13 protein-coding genes are annotated in these 18,352 nt (G+C 70.7%); 11 read left to right on the plus strand and 2 right to left on the minus strand.

Going from position 1 to position 18,352, the window contains the following annotated elements; translation table 11 throughout:
* Nucleotides 1–43: 43 nt before the first annotated feature.
* From ACRYCC_RS22310 to ACRYCC_RS22325, 4 genes are all read left to right on the plus strand, one after another.
* A complete protein-coding gene (locus ACRYCC_RS22310; RefSeq protein WP_433814922.1) occupies nt 44–364 on the plus strand; it encodes a CU044_2847 family protein in 321 nt (106 codons plus the stop codon).
* Nucleotides 364–4,680 (plus strand): nSTAND1 domain-containing NTPase, encoded by a 4,317-nt coding sequence (locus tag ACRYCC_RS22315; RefSeq protein ID WP_433814924.1) that lies wholly within the window; start codon nt 364–366, stop codon nt 4,678–4,680. Before ACRYCC_RS22310 ends, ACRYCC_RS22315 begins: the two co-directional genes overlap by 1 nt.
* A gap of 145 nt (nt 4,681–4,825) precedes the next feature.
* Entirely contained in the window at nt 4,826–6,199 is a 1,374-nt protein-coding gene (locus ACRYCC_RS22320) for a sensor histidine kinase (protein WP_433814926.1), read from the plus strand.
* Nucleotides 6,200–6,299: 100 nt separating this feature from the next.
* On the plus strand, nt 6,300–7,076 hold the full coding sequence (locus tag ACRYCC_RS22325; protein WP_433814928.1) for an aldo/keto reductase: 777 nt from the start codon (nt 6,300–6,302) through the stop codon (nt 7,074–7,076).
* 66 nt (nt 7,077–7,142) lie between these two features.
* On the opposite strand, the gene ACRYCC_RS22330 is transcribed toward ACRYCC_RS22325, so the two are convergent.
* Nucleotides 7,143–8,075 carry an SDR family oxidoreductase gene (locus ACRYCC_RS22330; RefSeq protein ID WP_433814929.1) on the minus strand — a complete coding sequence of 311 codons (933 nt, stop codon included), beginning with the start codon at nt 8,073–8,075 and terminating at the stop codon, nt 7,143–7,145.
* A 124-nt stretch (nt 8,076–8,199) separates the two neighbouring features.
* On the opposite strand from ACRYCC_RS22330, the gene ACRYCC_RS22335 reads away from it, so the two are divergent.
* Entirely contained in the window at nt 8,200–8,766 is a 567-nt protein-coding gene (locus ACRYCC_RS22335) for a TetR family transcriptional regulator (protein WP_433814931.1), read from the plus strand.
* 75 nt (nt 8,767–8,841) lie between these two features.
* On the opposite strand, the gene ACRYCC_RS22340 is transcribed toward ACRYCC_RS22335, so the two are convergent.
* Nucleotides 8,842–9,855 carry a LacI family DNA-binding transcriptional regulator gene (locus ACRYCC_RS22340; RefSeq protein ID WP_433814933.1) on the minus strand — a complete coding sequence of 338 codons (1,014 nt, stop codon included), beginning with the start codon at nt 9,853–9,855 and terminating at the stop codon, nt 8,842–8,844.
* Between the two features lie 202 nt (nt 9,856–10,057).
* Here ACRYCC_RS22340 and ACRYCC_RS22345 point away from each other — a divergent pair, with 202 nt between their 5' ends.
* The 6 genes from ACRYCC_RS22345 to ACRYCC_RS22370 all read left to right on the plus strand — a co-directional run bounded on the left by ACRYCC_RS22345 (nt 10,058) and on the right by ACRYCC_RS22370 (nt 18,350).
* Nucleotides 10,058–11,329: an ABC transporter substrate-binding protein gene (locus ACRYCC_RS22345; RefSeq protein WP_433814935.1), complete on the plus strand. Its 1,272-nt coding sequence runs from the start codon at nt 10,058–10,060 to the stop codon at nt 11,327–11,329.
* 58 nt (nt 11,330–11,387) lie between these two features.
* Nucleotides 11,388–12,320, plus strand: coding sequence for a carbohydrate ABC transporter permease (locus ACRYCC_RS22350; protein WP_433814936.1), 933 nt, complete (start codon nt 11,388–11,390; stop codon nt 12,318–12,320).
* A complete protein-coding gene (locus ACRYCC_RS22355; protein WP_433814938.1) occupies nt 12,317–13,093 on the plus strand; it encodes a carbohydrate ABC transporter permease in 777 nt (258 codons plus the stop codon). Before ACRYCC_RS22350 ends, ACRYCC_RS22355 begins: the two co-directional genes overlap by 4 nt.
* The gene (locus ACRYCC_RS22360; protein ID WP_433814940.1) at nt 13,086–14,879 is read left to right on the plus strand and encodes a glycoside hydrolase family 127 protein; all 1,794 of its coding nucleotides are present in this window, start codon (nt 13,086–13,088) and stop codon (nt 14,877–14,879) included. The genes ACRYCC_RS22355 and ACRYCC_RS22360 overlap by 8 nt, the downstream gene beginning before the upstream one ends.
* A 96-nt stretch (nt 14,880–14,975) precedes the next feature.
* On the plus strand, nt 14,976–15,827 hold the full coding sequence (locus ACRYCC_RS22365) for a hypothetical protein (RefSeq protein WP_433814941.1): 852 nt from the start codon (nt 14,976–14,978) through the stop codon (nt 15,825–15,827).
* Nucleotides 15,828–16,091: 264 nt separating this feature from the next.
* A complete protein-coding gene (locus tag ACRYCC_RS22370; protein ID WP_433814943.1) occupies nt 16,092–18,350 on the plus strand; it encodes an Orn/Lys/Arg family decarboxylase in 2,259 nt (752 codons plus the stop codon).
* Nucleotides 18,351–18,352: the final 2 nt, after the last annotated feature.

Genomic DNA, 18,352 nt, shown 5'->3' on the forward strand with positions numbered 1-18,352 from the left:
GCCGGTCTCGATATTGATTGTGGTGGACCACTAAGGGGATTAAGTGTCGTACTTGTTCGAGGTGCCGGTCGAGGGCGCCAACCCGGTGATCGTCGAGGTCGACGAGGAAGACGACGGGATCGTCCGGGCCGCTCGGCCGGGAGAGGTGGTGGGAAAGGCCACGGAGACCCTGCAGTCCGCCTGGGCGCGGATCGGTCCGATGGCGCGGTCCTTCGCCGAGCAAATCGACGACGAGCTGCCCGGTAGTCCCGATCAGGTTTCCGTGGAGTTCGGATTCAAGCTCGCCGGAGAGGCGGGCTTCGTGGTGGCGAAGGCGACCAGTGAGGCGAATTTCAAGGTGAGCTTCACCTGGAACCGCTCCTGATGTTGGCGGGCGCCGCCCTGGGTGCGGCGATCAGCTGCATCCGCCGTGGCGACGGCCTGCCGGTCGGGGCGGGTGTGCTCGTCGGTCCTGATCTGATCGTGACCTGTGCTCATGTCGTGGCCCAGGCGCTGGGCGTGGACGCCGGGAGCCGTGAGCTTCCGCGCCGACCGGTGACGGTGGACTTCCCGCTCGTGCCCGGGGGCGACCGCCGGGAGGCCGAGGTCCTGGTGTGGGAGCCGCCGGGGCCCGGCGGGGCGGGCGACATCGCCGGCCTGCGGCTGCTGGCCCCACCGCCGGCAGGCGCCCGTATGGCCAGGCTGGTGATGGGAAGGGAGCTGTGGAACCACTCCTTCCGGGCGTTCGGGTTTCCGGCACGGCGTGACGACGGAGTGTGGGCAGCGGGTCTGCTGCGCGAGCGCACCGCCGCCGGCTGGCTGCAGGTCCAGCACGTGGAGAGCACCGGCTTCGTCATCCAGCCCGGGTTCAGCGGCACCCCCGTCTGGGACGACGAGCTGCAGGGCGTGGTCGGCATCGTCGTCGCCGCGGAGAAGAGGGCCGCGCTCGGCACCGCCTACGTCATTCCGAGCACCACTCTGGTCGGCTCCTGGCCGGCGCTCGAGCGGCACGCGTTGCCCCCGTGTCCGTACCGCGGGTTGTCGGCCTTCCGCGAGGAGGATGCCCCGTACTTCTTCGGGCGAGAGGACGCGGTCGACCGGCTGGCCGCGACGGTGGCGAGGAGCCCGCTCACGACGGTGCTGGGGCCCTCCGGCAGCGGGAAGTCGTCCCTGGTCGCGGCCGGTCTGCTACCCCGGGTCAGGCGGGAGCCCGGGCAGGAGATCGTGTGGGTGAGGCCGGCGGCGGGGTCCACTCCGGCGGCGGCCTGCGCCTCGGCGTTCCTGCCCCTGCTCGAGCCGGACATGACCGAGTCGGAGCGGCTCGCCGAGGTTCCCAAACTCGCCGGCGTCCTCGCCGGCGGAGGGCTCGTCGACGTCGTCGAGCGTGTCCTGGCCCGCACCGATGCGCGGCGGCTGATGCTGGTGGTGGATCAGTTCGAGGAGCTGCTGGCCGAGGAGCCGGGCGCGGCCGCGGATTTCGTGACCGGTTTGCACGCCCTGGCGACGCCGTCACGGCCGTCGCGCGCGCAGATCCGGATCCTGCTCACCCTCCGCTCCGACTTCCTGGACCAGGTCCTCCGCCGGCTGGGCGTCGGGGAACTGCTCCAGGACGGTCTCGTGCCGCTCGGGCCGATGCGGGCGGAGGATCTGCGCCGGGCCGTGGAGGGCCCGATGGAGGACATCGCGAGCGTGACCTACCAGCCCGGTCTGGTCGATCGCATCCTGGCCGACGTCGGCACGGAGCCGGGAGCCCTGCCGCTCCTGGAGTTCGCCCTCACGCTGTTGTGGGAGACCCAGTCCGAGGGGCAGCTCTCCCATCGGGCCTATGACGCGCTGGGTGGTGTCGCGGGTGCGCTGGCCACCTACGCCGAGCGGGTGTGGATCGAGAACCTGGCCCCCGGCCGGCACGAGGCCGCCCGGCGTCTGTTCGGGCGCCTGGTGCGCCCCGGCCCGGACGGCCGGCACACCCGGCAGATCGTCCGGCGCCGGGATCTGCCGGACGAGCAGTGGGCCGTCGCCCAGCAGCTGGCGATGACCCGCCTGGTCGTGTCGGGACGTACCGCGGAGGGTGAGGAGACCGCCGAGCTCACTCATGAGGCACTGATCACTCAGTGGAAACGGTTACGCACGTGGGTCTCCGACGATCTCGACTTTCTCATCTGGCGCGAGCGGCTGCGCGAGGCCCTCAACCAGTGGAGGCGGTCGGGCGAGGACACCGGTGCCCTCCTGCGGGGAACGCCACTGCGGGAGGCACTGCAGTGGCTGGCCGCCCGGGCCGGGGATCTGACCGGCGACGAGCAGGGCTTCATCCGCGCCGGCGCCGATCGGCAGCACCGGGCCCTGCGGATCCGACGCATGACGATCTCCTCGCTCGCCGTACTGCTCGCCGGCGCGCTCGCGCTCAGCCTGCTCTTCGTCTACCAGCGGGAGGTGGCCGCCGAGCAGCGGGCCGCAGCGCAGGCCGAGGCGCTCGCCGCCGATGCCGAGCGGCGGGGCTGGTCGCAGCCGACCGCCGCGAACCTGCTCAGTGCGGCCGCCTACGCGGCGAAGCCGACAACGGAGACCTACGGAAACCTCGCCGGCCGCTATCTCGAGACCCGGGGCCTCGACCTGATCCTGGAGGCGAACCTCGGCATCGACCGCGACGAACCCGCCGTGCTCAGCGGCGATGGGCGACGGGCGATGACGCTAGGCGGCCAGGGCATCGAGATCTGGGACATGTCCACCCGCCCGGTCGCCCGGCAGACGGTGAACCTGGGATACCAGCCGCTCATGGCCGCGTGGAACCTCGGTGGCGACCGGCTGGCGGCAGCGGGCCCCCAGGGGCAGGTGACGCTGTGGGACCTGCCCCGGCGCACCGGCGTCGGCACCTTCACCGTCCCGCTCGGCCCGCGGTCGCCGCGGATCATCGGGCTGCAGTTCACCCCGGACGGCGGGCTGCTGATCCGTCTCGGCGGCCCGCTCCTGCCCGGCCATCAGATCCTGGTGACCTCCGACCAGCTCTCCCGGCTGCGGTCCACCACGCCGCGGCCGGCCGAGATCGGGCCCGATGTGGTGGGCGTCAGCGCCGAGGGAGCGCTTCTGACGACCCCGATGAAACAGGCGGGAGACTGGCAGTCCGGGATCCGGGCGGGAACGGCGGTGCACCTGCTCAGGGCACCGGAGACGCGCGATCCCACGATCAGCGTGGTGGGCACCGGCCGGGCCCGCCACCGGCTGCCCATGACGGGCGACGAGCAGCTGTTCAGCCGTGACGGTCGCGTTCTCGTCGACGTGAGCTGTCACGACCGCTCGGCCAGGCCACCTGGACTGCACGCCGTGGTCTGGGACGTCACCGGCGGCCGCCGGCTCCGGACCATCGCCAGTGACTTCGACTGCACCGAACGGCACGGCGCGCTGCTCGACGCCGAGGGACGGTACCTGCTCGTCGGCACGCCCTCCGTGGGCAGGATCGTCGGCTCGCGGGCGCGCACGAATCTGACCGTGTGGGACCTTGCCGGCGGACGGATCGCCGCCGTGCACGTCATGCCTCCGCGAGGGTTCTGGCCGGCGGAGTCCGCCGTCGTACGGGACGGTGAACTGCTGGTGGCCGTCGCCGTCGGAGGTTCCCTCGCGCTGCTGGACATCCGGCTCGACACCCTGGAATCCATGCCGCACCGGCTCACCCGGGTCGTCGTGAGCCCGAAGAGCGGGTTCCTCGCCTCGGCATCCGTACCGCTGGAAGGGGAGGCCCGCACCGCGCTGCGGCTTTGGGACCGGACCGGAAGGCAGATCATCAACGGCCGCCGGCTGCCTCCCCGGCAGGGCGAGTCCACCGCCCCCGAGAGCATGGTCTTCACCCCGGACGAGCGAAGACTCGTCACGGTCGAGGGAGGCCGCGCCACGGTGTGGGCCCTTCCCGGACTGACCCCGGAGCGGACCCTGACGCTCCCGGGAGCCGCGCAGGCGCGTGGGACCGCCGACCCCGTGGCCGTCAGCGTGGACGAGCACGGGCACCTGCTCACGGCGCTCGGAGGAGTGCTGAGCAGCTGGGACCTGCTCACCGGCACCCGGGCATCCCCTGACCTGAGCCTCTCCGGCAAGGAGAGCGCGGTGGGCGCCGGCGGTGGAACGCCCGCGAACGTGCTCGTGGCCGCTCGCCCGGGCCACGGCCAGGCAGCCGTCCGGGCCGGCGCCGGGATCGACCTTCGCGACACGGCGACCTGGCAGGTTGCCAGGAGACTCACCCCACCGGCGACCTCCGGCGCGATGGCCCAGCTGGCGTTCGACCGGACCGGACGCTTCCTCACCGCGGCCGACGACTCGGGAGGGGTCGTCACGTGGGATCTGGCGGAGACCTCCCGCCGGCCGGCCGAGTTCCGCGTGGACTCGGCGGGAGTGCTCACCGGCCGGTACCTCGTCCACAGCACCGGCTCGCGCATCGACTTCTGGGACGTCATCCGACGCACCCGGGAGCAGAGCATCCCTACCGAAGCGTCCGTCAGCGGGGTCTTCCCCGACCGCAGCGCCCTCGTCGTCTCCACCGGCTTCGGCGAGCAGCGTCTGTACGAACAGGGCAGGTACGCCGGACTCGCCGTACTGCCGCTCGATCCACGGACCTGGCGCGCGCACCTGTGCCGGATCTCCGGGCACTCCACCCTCACCCGGCAGGAACAGGCGACCCTGCCGCAAGGGATCAAGCCGCCGAAGACCTGCCGGTGAGACGGGTCCGGTGACGCCCCGCCGGCCGGCCGCGGCGTCCGGGCCGAGGCATACCTCGTGATCAAGCACGACCGGCCGCATTCCACCTGGTGGAAGCGGGTATGGTCGATCGTGGGGGCGTTCGCCGCGCGGACGGAGAGGCACGGTGAGGCTGAGGCGCGACTGGTCGCTACGGGCCCGGATGGCACTGTTGTCCGGAGTCGCGATCGGCCTGTTGAGCCTGGGCTTCTGCTGGCTGATCCTGCTGGGGGTGCACCGCCACACCACGAACAGCCGGGCCGACCAGATCCTGCTGACGGAGATGCGGGTGGCCCATCTCCTCGCGCGCGACAAGCTTCCCCCCGTGATCCGCGAGCCGGGAACGGCCATCGAGGTGATCGACGGCAAAGGCCGGGTGGTGGCGGCGAGCGAGCAGCTGGTCGGGAAGCCGCGGATGGCCTCCTTCGGCCCTGCCGGGCAGAGCATGCGGGCGGTCCGCGTCACCTGTTCCTCGCCCGCGTTCCCGCACGACTGCATGATCGTTGTGGCCATGAGCTTCGTGATGCGGCCGGAGATCGTCTATGGTGCCCAGCCCGTGGTGCCCTGGTATGTCAGCCCTTCGCTGCTGAGCACGTTCCTGGGCGGGTCGGCCTTGCTGGCCGCGGCCGCGGCGATCGGCGCGTACCGCACCGTCGGCAAGGCCCTCAAGCCCGTCGACGGCGTCGTGCACGAACTCGCCGAGATCACGGCGACCGATCTGGGCCGCCGGGTGCCCGTACCGGAACAGCACTATGAGATGCGGGGACTGGCAGAGACCGTCAACCAGACGCTGGACCGGCTGGAGGCGGCGGTCGAGAAGCAGCGGCGCTTCGCCTCCGACGCCTCACACGACCTGCGCAGTCCGATCACCGCCATGCGTCTCCAGCTCGAGGAGGCGCAACTGCACCCCGGCGAGACCGACTGCCTCGCACTGATGAAAGCCCAGGAGACCAGCCTCGACCGGCTCGAGGCGATCGTCATCGACCTGCTCACCCTGGCCCGCCTGGACTCCTGCCGCACCGCCGCCAAGGAGCAGGTGGATCTGGGGGAGCTGGTCACTGACGAGCTCCGATGCCGCGCCGTCAGGCGGCGGATCGTCACCGATCTCGGTCCAGGGCTGAAGATCAACGGGAACCGGCTCCAGCTGAGCCGCCTGCTGACCAACCTCCTGGACAACGCCGAGCGGCACGCCGCCTCCACGGTGACGATCTCGGCCCACCGTGAAGGTGATCAGGCGGCACTCGAAGTCGCAGACGATGGTCCCGGAATCCCGCCCGACCAGAGGGAGGCGGTGTTCGACCGCTTCACCCGGCTGGACACCGCACGCAACAAGGACACCGGCGGCACCGGGCTCGGCCTGCCCATCGCCAGAGAGATCGCCGCACAGCACGGCGGAACGCTGACCATCGAAGAGTCGAAACAAGGCGCCCGCTTCGTCATGAGAGTCCCGGCCGGTGACCCCGACCGGAGCACGCGGCCTCTTGCGGGCAAGCCCCTGTGACGTTCCCGGCGGCCGCGGCCGTGGGATGGCTGGCCTCACCCGGCGCGTCGGCGTGCCTCTCCTTCAAGGCACGGTCCGTTTTGGGGGCAGAATGTTACGCATGTCTAAGACTGTGAACCTGCCCGGTGGTACCCCGCTGCCGTTGATCGGTTTTGGGACCTGGCAACTGGGGCCCGAGACGGCGTACGAATCGGTGCGTGCGGCGCTTGAGATCGGTTATCGGCATGTCGACACCGCGACGCTGTACCAGAACGAGTCGGACGTCGGCAGAGCCGTGAAGGACAGCGGCCTGGACCGGGAGCAGGTCTTCGTCACCACCAAGCTTCGCCCGCAGGACGCGCGGCATGCTCGTCGCACCCTGGAGTCGAGTCTTAGGCTGCTCGGCACCGGCTACGTGGATCTCTGGCTGATCCACTGGCCGACCGGCCGGAACGAGCTCGTCTCGACGTGGCAGGAACTCCTGTCCGCCAAGGAGGCGGGACTGGTGCGCAACGTCGGGGTCAGCAATTACAGCCCGGCTCAGATCGATCTGCTGACCGAGGCCACCGGACAGCGGCCGGCGGTCAACCAGATTCCGTGGAGCCCGGCGCAGCACGACCCGGCCCTGCTGAAGGAGCACCGTGACCGGGGGGTGGTCGTCGAGGGCTACAGCGGCCTCAAGAACACCGACCTGCACGATCCCGTCCTCACCGAGCTCGCCGAAAGGCACGGAGTCACCCCCGCCCAGGTCGTGCTCCGCTGGCACCTGGAACACGACATCGTGATCCTTCCCAGGTCCGCACGCCGTGAGCGGATCGCCGCCAACTTCGACCTGGAGGGCTTCGACCTCACGACCGAAGACGTCATCGCGATCGACGCCCTCACCCGAACCGGCTGACCGCCTCTTCGCCACGGTTCGAGGGGTGGACGGCGATCCCTGCGGCGCGGCCGGTCACGCGGCCCGTCACGCGGAGGGGTCGTGGAAGTAGTGGCCCTTGTCGAGGTCGTCGATGAGCCCGGGGTGGGTCGGGTGCCATCCCAGTAGCTCGCGGGTCAGCGCGCTCGAGGCCGGGCTGTCCATGCCGAGGTAGCCGGCCAGCCAGCCGAAGTGCTCGCCCGCGTCCTCGGGAGGGACGGCGGCCACCGGGAGGCCGAGATGCCGTCCGATCACTTCGGCGATGGCGCGGATCGGCACGCCCTCGTCGGCGATCGCGTGCAGCACCGATCCCGCCGGGGCCTGCTCCAGCGCCAGGCGGAACAGGGGCGCGGCGTCGAACCGGTGCGCGGCGGGCCAGCGGCTGGACCCGTCGCCGACGTAGCCGGAGACGCCCTTGTCGCGGGCGATGCCGACCAGGGCCGCCATGAAGCCGTTGTCTCCGTCGCCGTGCACCGTCGGGGGGAGCCGCACGACGGACGAGCGGACGCCGCGGGAGGCGAGGGCGAGCGTCGTCTGCGCATTGGCCATCCGGGTCTGCGCACCGCCGCTCAGGTGCGCCGCCGAGCCGGGAGCAAGCCCGTCCCGCTCGGTCCCCACCCGGCCCGGTGCGAGCCCGAGCGTCCCGGAGGCGATGACGAACGGCCGGCCGGAACCCGCGAGCGCCTCGCCGAACGTCTCGATGGCGCGGCGATCGGCATCGGCGGCGTCCTGGAAGCCCCCCGAGAAGGCGATGTCGTGCTTGAACGCGAGGTGGATCACGCCGTCCGAGGCGGCAGCCGCACTCCGCAGGCCGCCGAGGTCGTCGAGAGTGCCGCGACGCACCTGTGCCCCGGCCGCGGTGAGCGCGGCGGCCGAGGCATCCGACCGGGCGAGCCCGGTGACCTGGTGGCCCGCGCCGATGAGCTCGGGAACGACGGCCGAGCCGATCCAGCCGGACGCGCCGGTGACGAAAACACGCATGAGAGACCTCCAGGTCGGCCGGCCGTCCTCGCCACGGGTCTCGCGCCGGGAACAGGCCGATGTCAGTTACTGTCATCAACCTAGCATGCGATGTCAGGAGCTGTCATCAGACTATGATCGGGGCATGGGCCGATGGGAACCGGACGCGCGAGGACGGCTCGAGCAGGCGGCCCTCGCCCTCTACGGCGAGCGCGGGTTCGAGCAGACCACCGTGGCGGAGATCGCCGCGCGGGCGGGGTTGACGGAGCGGACGTTCTTCCGGCACTTCGCCGACAAACGCGAGGTTCTTTTCCCGGGCGCGGGCTCACTGCAGGACCTCCTCGTGAGCACCCTCGCCGGCACGCCTGATTCCGCGGCGCCGATCGACGCGGTGGCCGCGGCCCTCGAGGCCGCCGGTGCCCTGCTCCAGGAGCGCCGCGACTACGCCCGGCAGCGCCAGGCCGTCATCGCCGCCAACACGGAGCTGCGAGAACGCGAGCTGATCAAGCTGGCTTCGTTGTCCGCGGCGCTCGCCGACACGTTGCGCGGGCGCGGCGTCACAGAACCGGCCGCGAGTCTGACCGCCGAGGCGGGGATCGCCGTCTTCAAGATCGCGTTCGAGCTCTGGATCGACGCACCCGACCAGCGAGACCTGCCGCAGCTCATCCGGGATTCGCTCGACGAGCTCAAGGCCGTGACCGCGGGCAAATGATCACAGGCGGCGGATAGGGCGCGGACTCGCTCCGGCCGCCGGTCTCCCGAGTCGGGCTCTCCGTACCCGTGACCATCAGGCCATCGTCGAGTCGCGGATCGTCAGGCGGCAGGGCATGCGGTGCACGCCCCGGGTGGCCCGGCCGTCGATGGCGGCGAACAGGTGCTGGGCGGCGGTGCGGCCCAGGAGCTCCAGGTTCATGTCGATGGTGGTCAGCGGGGGCCTGGTCTCGGTGGACAGGACCTCCCAGTTGTCGTATCCGACGACGGCGATGTCGGCGGGCACCTGGTGGCCCCGCTCGCGGGCCGCCTCGACGAACCCGGCGGCGATCTGGTCGCTCCCGCAGACCACGGCGTCGAGTTCGGGGTCGGCGGTGAGCGCGATCTCCGCCGCCTGCCGTCCCCAGCGCTGCGACCAGGCGCCGAAGAGGACCTGGCCGCCGGAGAGGGCGTGACCGGCCTCCTCCAGGGCCGCGAGGGTGCCGGCGGCACGGTCCTGGGCGGCCTGGTAGTGGGTGGGCCCGGTGATGTGGGCGATGCGCCGCCTGCCGATGGTCAGCAGGTGCTGGACGGCGGTACGGGCCCCGGCCACGTCGTCGGGCACGAACGACACGTCGTCGGGGTCGTCGGAGGGGGCGTAGGCGTAGACGACGGGCACCGGCAGCTCGCGGCTGATGGAGGGGCGCGGGTTGGTGCTCTCGCCGACCACGATGATCCCGTCGACCCGGCGGGCCAGCAGGGTGCGCACGTAGTGCTGCTCGCGGATGGCGTCGCCGCGGGCGTCGCAGAGCAGCACCGCCATCTCTCCCGCGCCGAAGGCGTCCTCCGCGCCGAGGAGCACCGGGATGCCGAACCGGCCGACGCTGTCGCTGGTGAGCAGCCCGACGGTGCGGGTCTGGCCGGAGATCAGGCTCTGGGCGAGCGCGTTCGGCTGGTAGGAGAGCTCCTTGGCCGCCTGGAGGACGCGCTGCATGGTCTCGGGCCGGACCTGGGTCCGGCCGTTGAGCGCCTTGGACGCGGTCGCGATCGACACTCCCGCGAGCTCGGCCACATCGGTGATCGTGGTGGTCCGGCGCCGCTGAGAACTCATCGTTTCAGAAAACCTTTTCTGTTCAACGTAACCGCTACGTGGTCGTACGTCGCTCTATTTTTCCTGAACATAGCCGCGGCAGGGCCCGGTCGGCAAGTGATGCAGGTCACTCGCGACCCTTGACAGCCCCCAGGCCCGCATCTACGTTACGAAAACCTTTTAGGTCAGTTTCAGTGCGTCTCGGGGATGCAGAGGAGAAGTCATGGAAATTCGATCACCCCGACGCCGGGTCACGGGGACTCTGGCTCTGGCGGTGGCGGCGCTGCTGGCCGCCTCGTGCAGCGGTTCCGGGGAGCCGGCGAAGCAGACGGCACAGACCCCCTCCACCATCACCGTGTGGACCAGGGCCGCGACGGAGTCCCAGACCAAGGCTCTGGCGCAGTCCTACAACGCCACCCACGCCAACAAGGTGCAGGTCACCGCGTTCCCCAACGAGGAGTACCCCGCGAAGATCGCCACAGCGGCGGGGGGCAGGAACCTGCCCGACCTGTTCGCCTCGGACGTGGTGTTCGCGCCCAACTACATCTCCCAGGGGCTGTGGCGGGACGTGACCGGCAGGTTCGCCGCGCTGCCGTTCAAGGACAAGGTGGCTCCGGCGCACATCAAGGAGGCGACCAAGGACGGCAAGCTCTACGCGGTCCCGCACACCGTCGACATCTCCGTGATGTTCATCAACAAGGGCCTGTACAAGAAGGCCGGGCTCGACCCGGACAAGGTCCCGGTGACGCTCAGGGAGTTCGCCGACCAGGCCACCACGATCCGCAGGAAGCTCGGCGGCAAGACCTACGGCACCTACTTCGGCGGCAACTGCGGTGGCTGCAACGTGTTCACGCTGTGGCCGTCGGTCTGGGCCGACGGCGGTGAGGTCATGAGCGCCGACGGGACCAAGAGCACCGTCGACGCCCCGCAGATGGCGGCGGTGTTCGACACCTACCGCAAGCTCTACGCCGACGGCGTGGCCGCGCCCGGCTCCAAAGATGAGAACGGCACGACCTGGCTCGGCGCGCTGCAGGCCGGAAACATCGGCATCGCCCCCGGGCCGTCGACCTGGCTCGGGCTGCTGGAGGACAAGGGCATCGACGTGGGCGTGGCGCCGATCCCCGGCGTGAACGGAGGCAAGACGACCTTCGTCGGCGGCGACGTCATCGGTGTCAGCGCCACCAGCAAGAAGGCCGACGCGGCCTGGGACTTCCTGGCCTACACCCTCTCGGACAAGGTCCAGGCGGACCTGCAGGCCAAGGGCAAGTCCACGGTGGCCCGCACGGACATCGCCGCGACGGACCCGAGGGTCCAGGCGATGAACGAGATCATGGCCGTCGGCAAGACGCCGTACGCGCTGAAGTTCAACGAGTCCTACAACGACTCGCAGAGCCCGTGGGTGAAGACGCTGCGGGACGCGTTGTTCGGGTCCGATCCGGCCAAGGCGCTCAGGGACGGCGCCGGCGCCATCTCCGCATCGCTCAGCCGGCAGTAGACGAACGGGTCCGGGATCCGTCCCGCCGACAGTGGGCCGGGCTCCGGCTGGAGAGAACATGACAGATCTGCTCGGAGCCCGCGCGGTCGCGCGCAGGGCCGTCGCCCGCACCCGTCATCGAAGGCACTCCGCCGGTCTGACCGGGCTCGCCTACGCGGCTCCGGCCGCCGCCGTGGTGGGCCTGTTCTTCCTGCTGCCGCTCGGGCTCGTCGTCTGGATGTCGCTGAACGACTGGCCGCTGCTGGCCTCCCCGACGTTCAACGCACCGGAGAACTACCAGAAGATCGCCGACAACTCCCTGGTGGTGGACGCGGTGGTGTTCACCCTCAAGTACACCGCGATCGTCACCGTCCTGCTGTTCGCGATCTCCTTCGGGCTCGCCCTGCTGATCCAGAACAGCGGCCGGGGGGTGGGCTTCTTCCGGGGCGCGTTCTTCCTCCCGGCCGCCGTCGGCTGGGCCACCGCGACGCTGCTGTTCTTCGGCCTGCTCAGCGACCAGATCGGCCCGCTGAACGGGATGCTCCAGACGATCGGCCTGATCGACGAGCCCGTGTCGTGGACCGCGGGCGACCCCAACGTCGCGTTCGGCTCCACGGTGACGCTCGTCATCTGGCGGTGGGCGGGGTTCAACATGCTGATCCTGCTCACCGGGCTGCAGGCGATCCCGACCGAGGTGTACGAGGCGGCGCGCATGGACGGCGCGTCGCCGGTGCAGGCGTTCCGGCGGATCACGCTCCCGCTCATGCGGCCGACCATCGCCCTGGTGCTCTGCCTGATGATCACCGGTTCGCTGCTGGGGTTCGAGCAGTTCTACATCCTCACCAGGGGCGGGCCCGGCAACAGCACGACCTCGGTGGTCATGGTCATCGTCCGCGAGGCCTTCGTCCGGTTCGACCTGGGCTCGGCCGCCGCGATGTCCGTCCTCGTCCTGGTCGCCCTGGTCGCCCTCAACGCCCTCCAGCTCGTCTTCATCAGGAAGAGGACCCCATGAGACGGCTCGCCATGGCGGTCCTGGCCGTGATCTTCGTCTACCCGATCGCCTGGAGCGGGTGGTCGTCGGTCCGTCTCGGCGACTCCTTCACCTTCGACAACTACCGGAAGCTGGCCTCCTACGGCGAGGGCGTGGGCACCTATCTGGCCAACACGGTGGTGCTCGTGGTGCTCACCGTCGCGGGAACGCTCGTCGTCGCGACCCTCGCCGGCTACGCCTTCTCGCGGTTCGCCTTCCCCGGGCGCGGGCTGCTGTTCGTGCTGATCCTGGCCATTTTGATGGTGCCCTATCCGACCATCCTGATTCCGCTGTACGTGCTGCTCGGCAAGCTGGGACTGCAGGACTCGCTGGTCGGCCTCGCCCTGGTGATGATCATGTTCCAGCTGCCCTTCGCGGTGTTCATGATGCGCAACGCCTTCGAGGCGGTGCCCCGCACCCTGGACGAGGCCGCGCTGATCGACGGCTGCGGGCGCTTCCGCGCGCTGGTCAGGGTGCTGCTGCCGCTGGTGGCCCCCGGGCTGGTCACGGTCGGCTTGTTCGCCTTCCTCGCCTCCTGGAACGACTACGTCGCCCCCCTGATCCTGATCAGCTCCGGCGACAAACTCCCGCTCCCCGTCGCGGTCGTGAACATGCGGGTGCACAGCTTCGGCGCCGTCGACTACCCGACCATGCAGGCCGGCGTGGTGTTCATGGCCGTGCCCTGCCTGATCCTCTTCCTCGCCCTCCAGCGCTTCTACGTGCGCGGATTCATGTCAGGAGCGCTGCGTGGCTGACCCCGTCGTCCCTTCCTCAGGAGCGCTGATCCCGCTCGGCCTGGACGCCGTACAGCTGGCGCCCGGCTTCTGGGGCGACCGGCGGGCCCTCAACCAGGAGGTGATCATCGGTCACTGCCTCGACTGGATGGACAAGCTCGGCTGGATCGGCAACTTCCGCGGTGAGCCCAGCCGCGGCAGGGAGTTCGCCGATTCGGAGGTGTACAAGCTGCTGGAGGCCATGGCCTGGGCGGACGACCCGCGGTTCGCGGACCTCGAGTCGATCGTCACCCAGGCGCAGGAGGCCGACGGCTACCTCAACACCCGCTGGAAGGGCGCCCGTTACACCGACTTCGAGTGGGGGCACGAGCTCTACTGCTTCGGCCATCTCATCCAGGCGGGCGTGGCCCGCTGGCGCAGGTCGGGGGAGGGGCCGCTGACCGACACCGCCCGCCGAGCGGCCGACCACATCTGCCGTCGCTTCATGGACTCCGGCGAGGTCTGCGGTCACCCGGAGGTGGAGATGGCCCTGGTCGAGCTCTACCGGATCACCGGGACCGAGCGTTACCTGGAGATGGCCAGGCGCTTCGTCGAGCGGCGCGGAACGCCCGCGCTCGCCGACATCGAGTTCGGGCGCGCCTACTTCCAGGACGACATGCCCGTACGGGACGCGCGGGTGTTCCGGGGCCATGCCGTACGGGCCATGTACCTGGCCTGCGGCGCGGTGGACGTGGCCGTCGAGACCGGGGACGAGGCGTTGCTGTCGGCGGTGCGGGCGCAGTGGGAGCGGACCGTCGCGGGGCGCGTCTACCTGACCGGGGGCATGGGGTCCCGGCACGCGGGGGAGGCGATCGGCGACGACCACGAACTGCCCCCGGACCGGGCCTATTCCGAGACGTGCGCGGCCATCGGATCACTCATGCTGTCCCACCGGCTGCTGCTCGCCACCGGCGATCCTCGCTATGCCGACCTCGCCGAACGCACCCTCTACAACGTCATCGCCACCTCGCCCGCCCTGGACGGGCGCTCGTTCTTCTACGCCAACCCCCTCCAGGTCCGGGTCCCCGGCCGGCTCTCCGACGGCGTCAGCCTGCGAGCGGAATCCGCGCTCCGCGCCCCCTGGTTCTCCGTCTCCTGCTGCCCCAACAACCTCGCCCGCACCTTCGCCTCCCTTCCCGCCTACCTCGCCACCGCCTCCTCGGCGGGCGTCCAGATCCATCACCTCACCCCCGCCGAGATCCGCCACGACGGCCTCGCGCTCCGGGTGGAGACCGGCTATCCCTGGTCGGGCGAGGTCTGCGTCCAGATCCTCCACGCGCCGTCCGCGGCCCGTACGATCTCCGTCCGGCTTCCACCGTGGGCCTCGGAGGTGGACGTCATCGCCCCCGGGGCGGCGGTACGGCGCGACCCCGCGCTCCTGCACGTGGAGAAGGCCTGGGAGCCGGGCGACCGGATCCGGGTCGGGCTTCCGCTGGAGCCCCGGTGGGTGTTTCCCGATCCCCGCATCGACGCCGTGCGCGGATGCGCCGCCATCGAGCGCGGGCCGATCGTCTACTGCGCGGAGACCGCCGAGGAGCAGCTCGTCGAGGTGGACACCGCCGCCCTTCCCGCCGAACACGACACCGACGGCCTGGTCGAACTGGAGGTCCCGGCGACCGCCGTACCGCCTCCGCCGACCGGCTGGCCCTATGGCGAGCGGCAGGACCGGCCGGGCGAGAGCCTGACCGTGCGGCTCGTGCCGTACCACCGCTGGGGCAACCGGGGCCCCGTCACCATGCGCGTCTGGCTGCCCGCCCGGCACACCTGAACCCCGCGCCCATTTCTCCACCGAGTCTTTCGCCAACTATCGGAGCCTTTGCCGCATCAGAGAGGCGTACGAGATCAACTGCGGCTGAGGAGAGCGATGAAGAGCTTCATGTCGGCTGCGACGGTTGTACTGGTGACGGGGGTGGCGCTGGCCGGCCTGGTCGCCCCCGCCGATGCCGCGGGCAAACCGACCCTGGTACGTGTCCGCAACTACACGCACGTCGAGACCGCCGGGCCCGTCAAGACCATCACGGCCAAGTGCCGGCCGGGCTATCGCGTGATCAGTGGTTCCGCGCTGACCTGGGACGCATGGGGCCACGCCTACATCACCCGGGCGCAGCCGTACCACTCCAAGAGCGGCGACGGGTACACCGTCACGGCCCGGGTGAAGGGATTCTCGGGCAAGTGGTCGGTCGGCGCGGACGCGATCTGCGCCAAGGGGCTGTCGGGGGTCGGGATCGCCACCGCCACCAAGAGCTCCGTCACGTCCGCCGGAACCGCGACCGCGGCCTGCGCCGCCGGGACGCGGGTGCTCGGCTTCGGCGGCCGGATCAGCGGATACGACGGAGCCCAGCTGGACGGCCTGGCCGAGAGCCATCACGGCACCGCCGGATACGCCACGGGGACGAATGTCCACCTGCGCTCCCTCGGCTCCTACCAGGTGACCGCCTATGCCGTCTGCGCCAAGGCCCCGAAGGGCTGGAAGGTCATCAACGAGACCACGGCGTACGACACGTGGGGCGACAACGGCGTCCCGGTCTTCTGCCCGGCGGGCACCCGGCTCTTCGGGGCCGGTGGCGCCGTCCTGGGCGGCCATGGCCGTATCCGCTTCGACTTCTATTCCTTCGACGATCTCAAGGGCATGAACGCCCTGGGGTACCCGGACCCGGTCGACTACGACTACAGCTACACGTGGGCGAGTAAGAGCACCGCGGTCTGCGCCGACTGACGTCACCGTGAGATGACCCAGGGGTTCTCTCACCGCGTCAGGTCGCGGTGAGAGAACCGGCCCTGGTGATCGACCGCCCTGGGGGTACCGCCCTGCCCCACCCACACTGGGCCTCCCATCAACTCGTCCTGGTCTCCTGGCCGGACCTGTACGTCCTCCGTCGGTTGCTGTTACCGTTCGCATTGTCTTGACTACACAAAGTGCCCGCGGGCCGGTGGGCGGCGGCACCGGTCGGCTTCCCCCCGGCGACGCGGAGGTCCTGCCATGGAACGAATGACCCTCCTGGCCGTGAACGAGCGGCCCGACGCGGATTCGGCGATCGCCGAACAGCTGCGCCGCCTGTGCACCGCGATGGATGCGCATGGGCTGCAGGTCCGCTGGACGCACCGGAGCGCTGACGCGCTGGCGGTGATCCGCTCCGACGCGATGCTGACGGCGGTGCTGGCCGATTGGGGCGCTCCCGGCGCCGAGGAGATCATGGGCGCGGTGACCAAACGGTTCCACCGCCTGCCGGTCTTCCTGCTGACCGCCGAGCATGAGCCACGCGACGTTCCGCTGTGGGTGTACGAGGTGATCCAGGGCTACGTCTTCCCGCTGGAGGACACCCCCGACTTCATCGCCGGGCGCATCGCGCACGCGGCCGCGCAGTACGCCGAGCGGATCCTCCCGCCGTTCTTCGCGGCACTGCGGCGTCTGGAGGACAGCCACCGGTACTCATGGCACACCCCCGCCCACGCCGGTGGCGTGGCGTTCCTGAAGTCGCCGGTGGGCCGCGCCTTCTTCGACTACTACGGCGAGCGGCTGCTCCGCACCGACCTGTCCATCTCGGTTCCCGAGCTGGGCTCGCCACTGGAGCACACCGGCCCGATCGGCGACGCCGAAGGCAACGCCGCCCGCATCTTCGGGGCCGAGCGGACCTTCTTCGTGGTCAACGGCAACTCGACCGCCAACCGCATCGTCGGCCACCACGCGGTCGCCCGCGACGAGCTGGCGCTGGTCGATCGCAACTGCCACAAGTCCATCCAGCACGCCCTCGTCATCAGCGGCGCTCGCCCGGTCTACCTCGTGCCCGAACGCAACGGGCTCGGGCTGGCCGGGCCGATCCCGGCCGGGTCGCTGTCGGGCCGAGCCGTACGCGACCGGCTGGCGGGCCATCGGTTCACCACCGGCGCGGCCTCGCCCGAGCCCACGTACGCCGTGATCACCAACTCGACCTACGACGGCCTGTGCTACGACGCGGTGCGGGTCGCGGAGCTGCTGGGCGCCTCGGTCCCGAGAGTGCACTTCGACGAGGCGTGGTTCGCCTACGGCCGGTTCAACCCGCTGTACGCGCGCCGGTACGGCATGGCCGTCGACGAACGGGCCCTGCCCGGCCCGGCACGCCCGACGGTGTTCGCCACGCAGTCCACGCACAAGCTGCTCGCGGCGCTGTCGCAGTCCTCGATGCTGCACGTACGCCAGTCGCCGCGGGCGCCGGTGGACCACGACCGGCTCAACGAGACGTTCCTGATGCACGCCAGCACCTCCCCGCTCTACCCGATGATCGCCTCACTGGACGTGGCCGCGGCGATGATGGACGGGCCGTCCGGGCCGTTCCTGACCGGAGAGGCGATCGTCGAGGCGGTCCGCTTCCGGCAGGCGCTGGTGCGGCTGGCCGGCTCCATCCGGGCGGAGGGCACCCGCCCGGACTGGTTCTTCGGCGTCTGGCAGCCCCCGCACGTGACCGATCCGCGCACCGGTGCCACGGTGCCGTTCGAGGACGCCGGCCTGGACCTGCTGGCCACCGAGCCCCGCTGCTGGACGCTGGAGCCCGGCGCCGCCTGGCACGGGTTCGACGGCCTGGACGACGACCACTGCATGCTGGACCCGATCAAGGTGACGATCACCTGTCCGGGCGCCGGCGCCGGCAGCGGGACCGCGGAGTGGGGGATACCCGCCCGGATCGTGGCCGCCTACCTGGAGCGACGGGGGATCGTGGTGGAGAAGACCGGCGATCACACCCTGCTGGTGCTGTTCTCGATCGGCATCACCAAGGGGAAATGGGGCACCCTGATCGACGCGCTCATCGACTTCAAGAACGCCTACGACGGCGACCTGCCCCTGGCGGAGGTCCTGCCGGGGTTCGGCCCCGCCGGGGTGACGCTGCGCGCGCTCTGTACGCAGGTGCACGGCAGGCTTCGCGACTCCGCACTCGGTGTTCTGCTCGACCAGGTCTTCACCGACCTGCCCGAACCCGTGCTGACCCCGGCGGACTGCTACCAGGCCCTGATCCGTTCGAACACCGAGCGGGTGCCGCTGAGCGAACTGGCGGGCCGGACCGCCGCCGGGACCGTCGTCGTCACCCCGCCCGGCATCCCGATGCTGATGCCCGGTGAGTCCACCGGCCCCGACGACGGGCCGCTCATGGGCTACCTGCGTGCCCTGGAGGACTTCGACCGCGCCTTCCCCTACCTGGCCACCGACATCCATGGGGCGCACCGCGACCACACCGGCCGCTACTGGATCGAATGCGTCACCACGTAGCG

The organism is Actinomadura scrupuli (assembly GCF_050971785.1).
Classification (GTDB): domain Bacteria; phylum Actinomycetota; class Actinomycetes; order Streptosporangiales; family Streptosporangiaceae; genus Actinomadura_E; species Actinomadura_E scrupuli.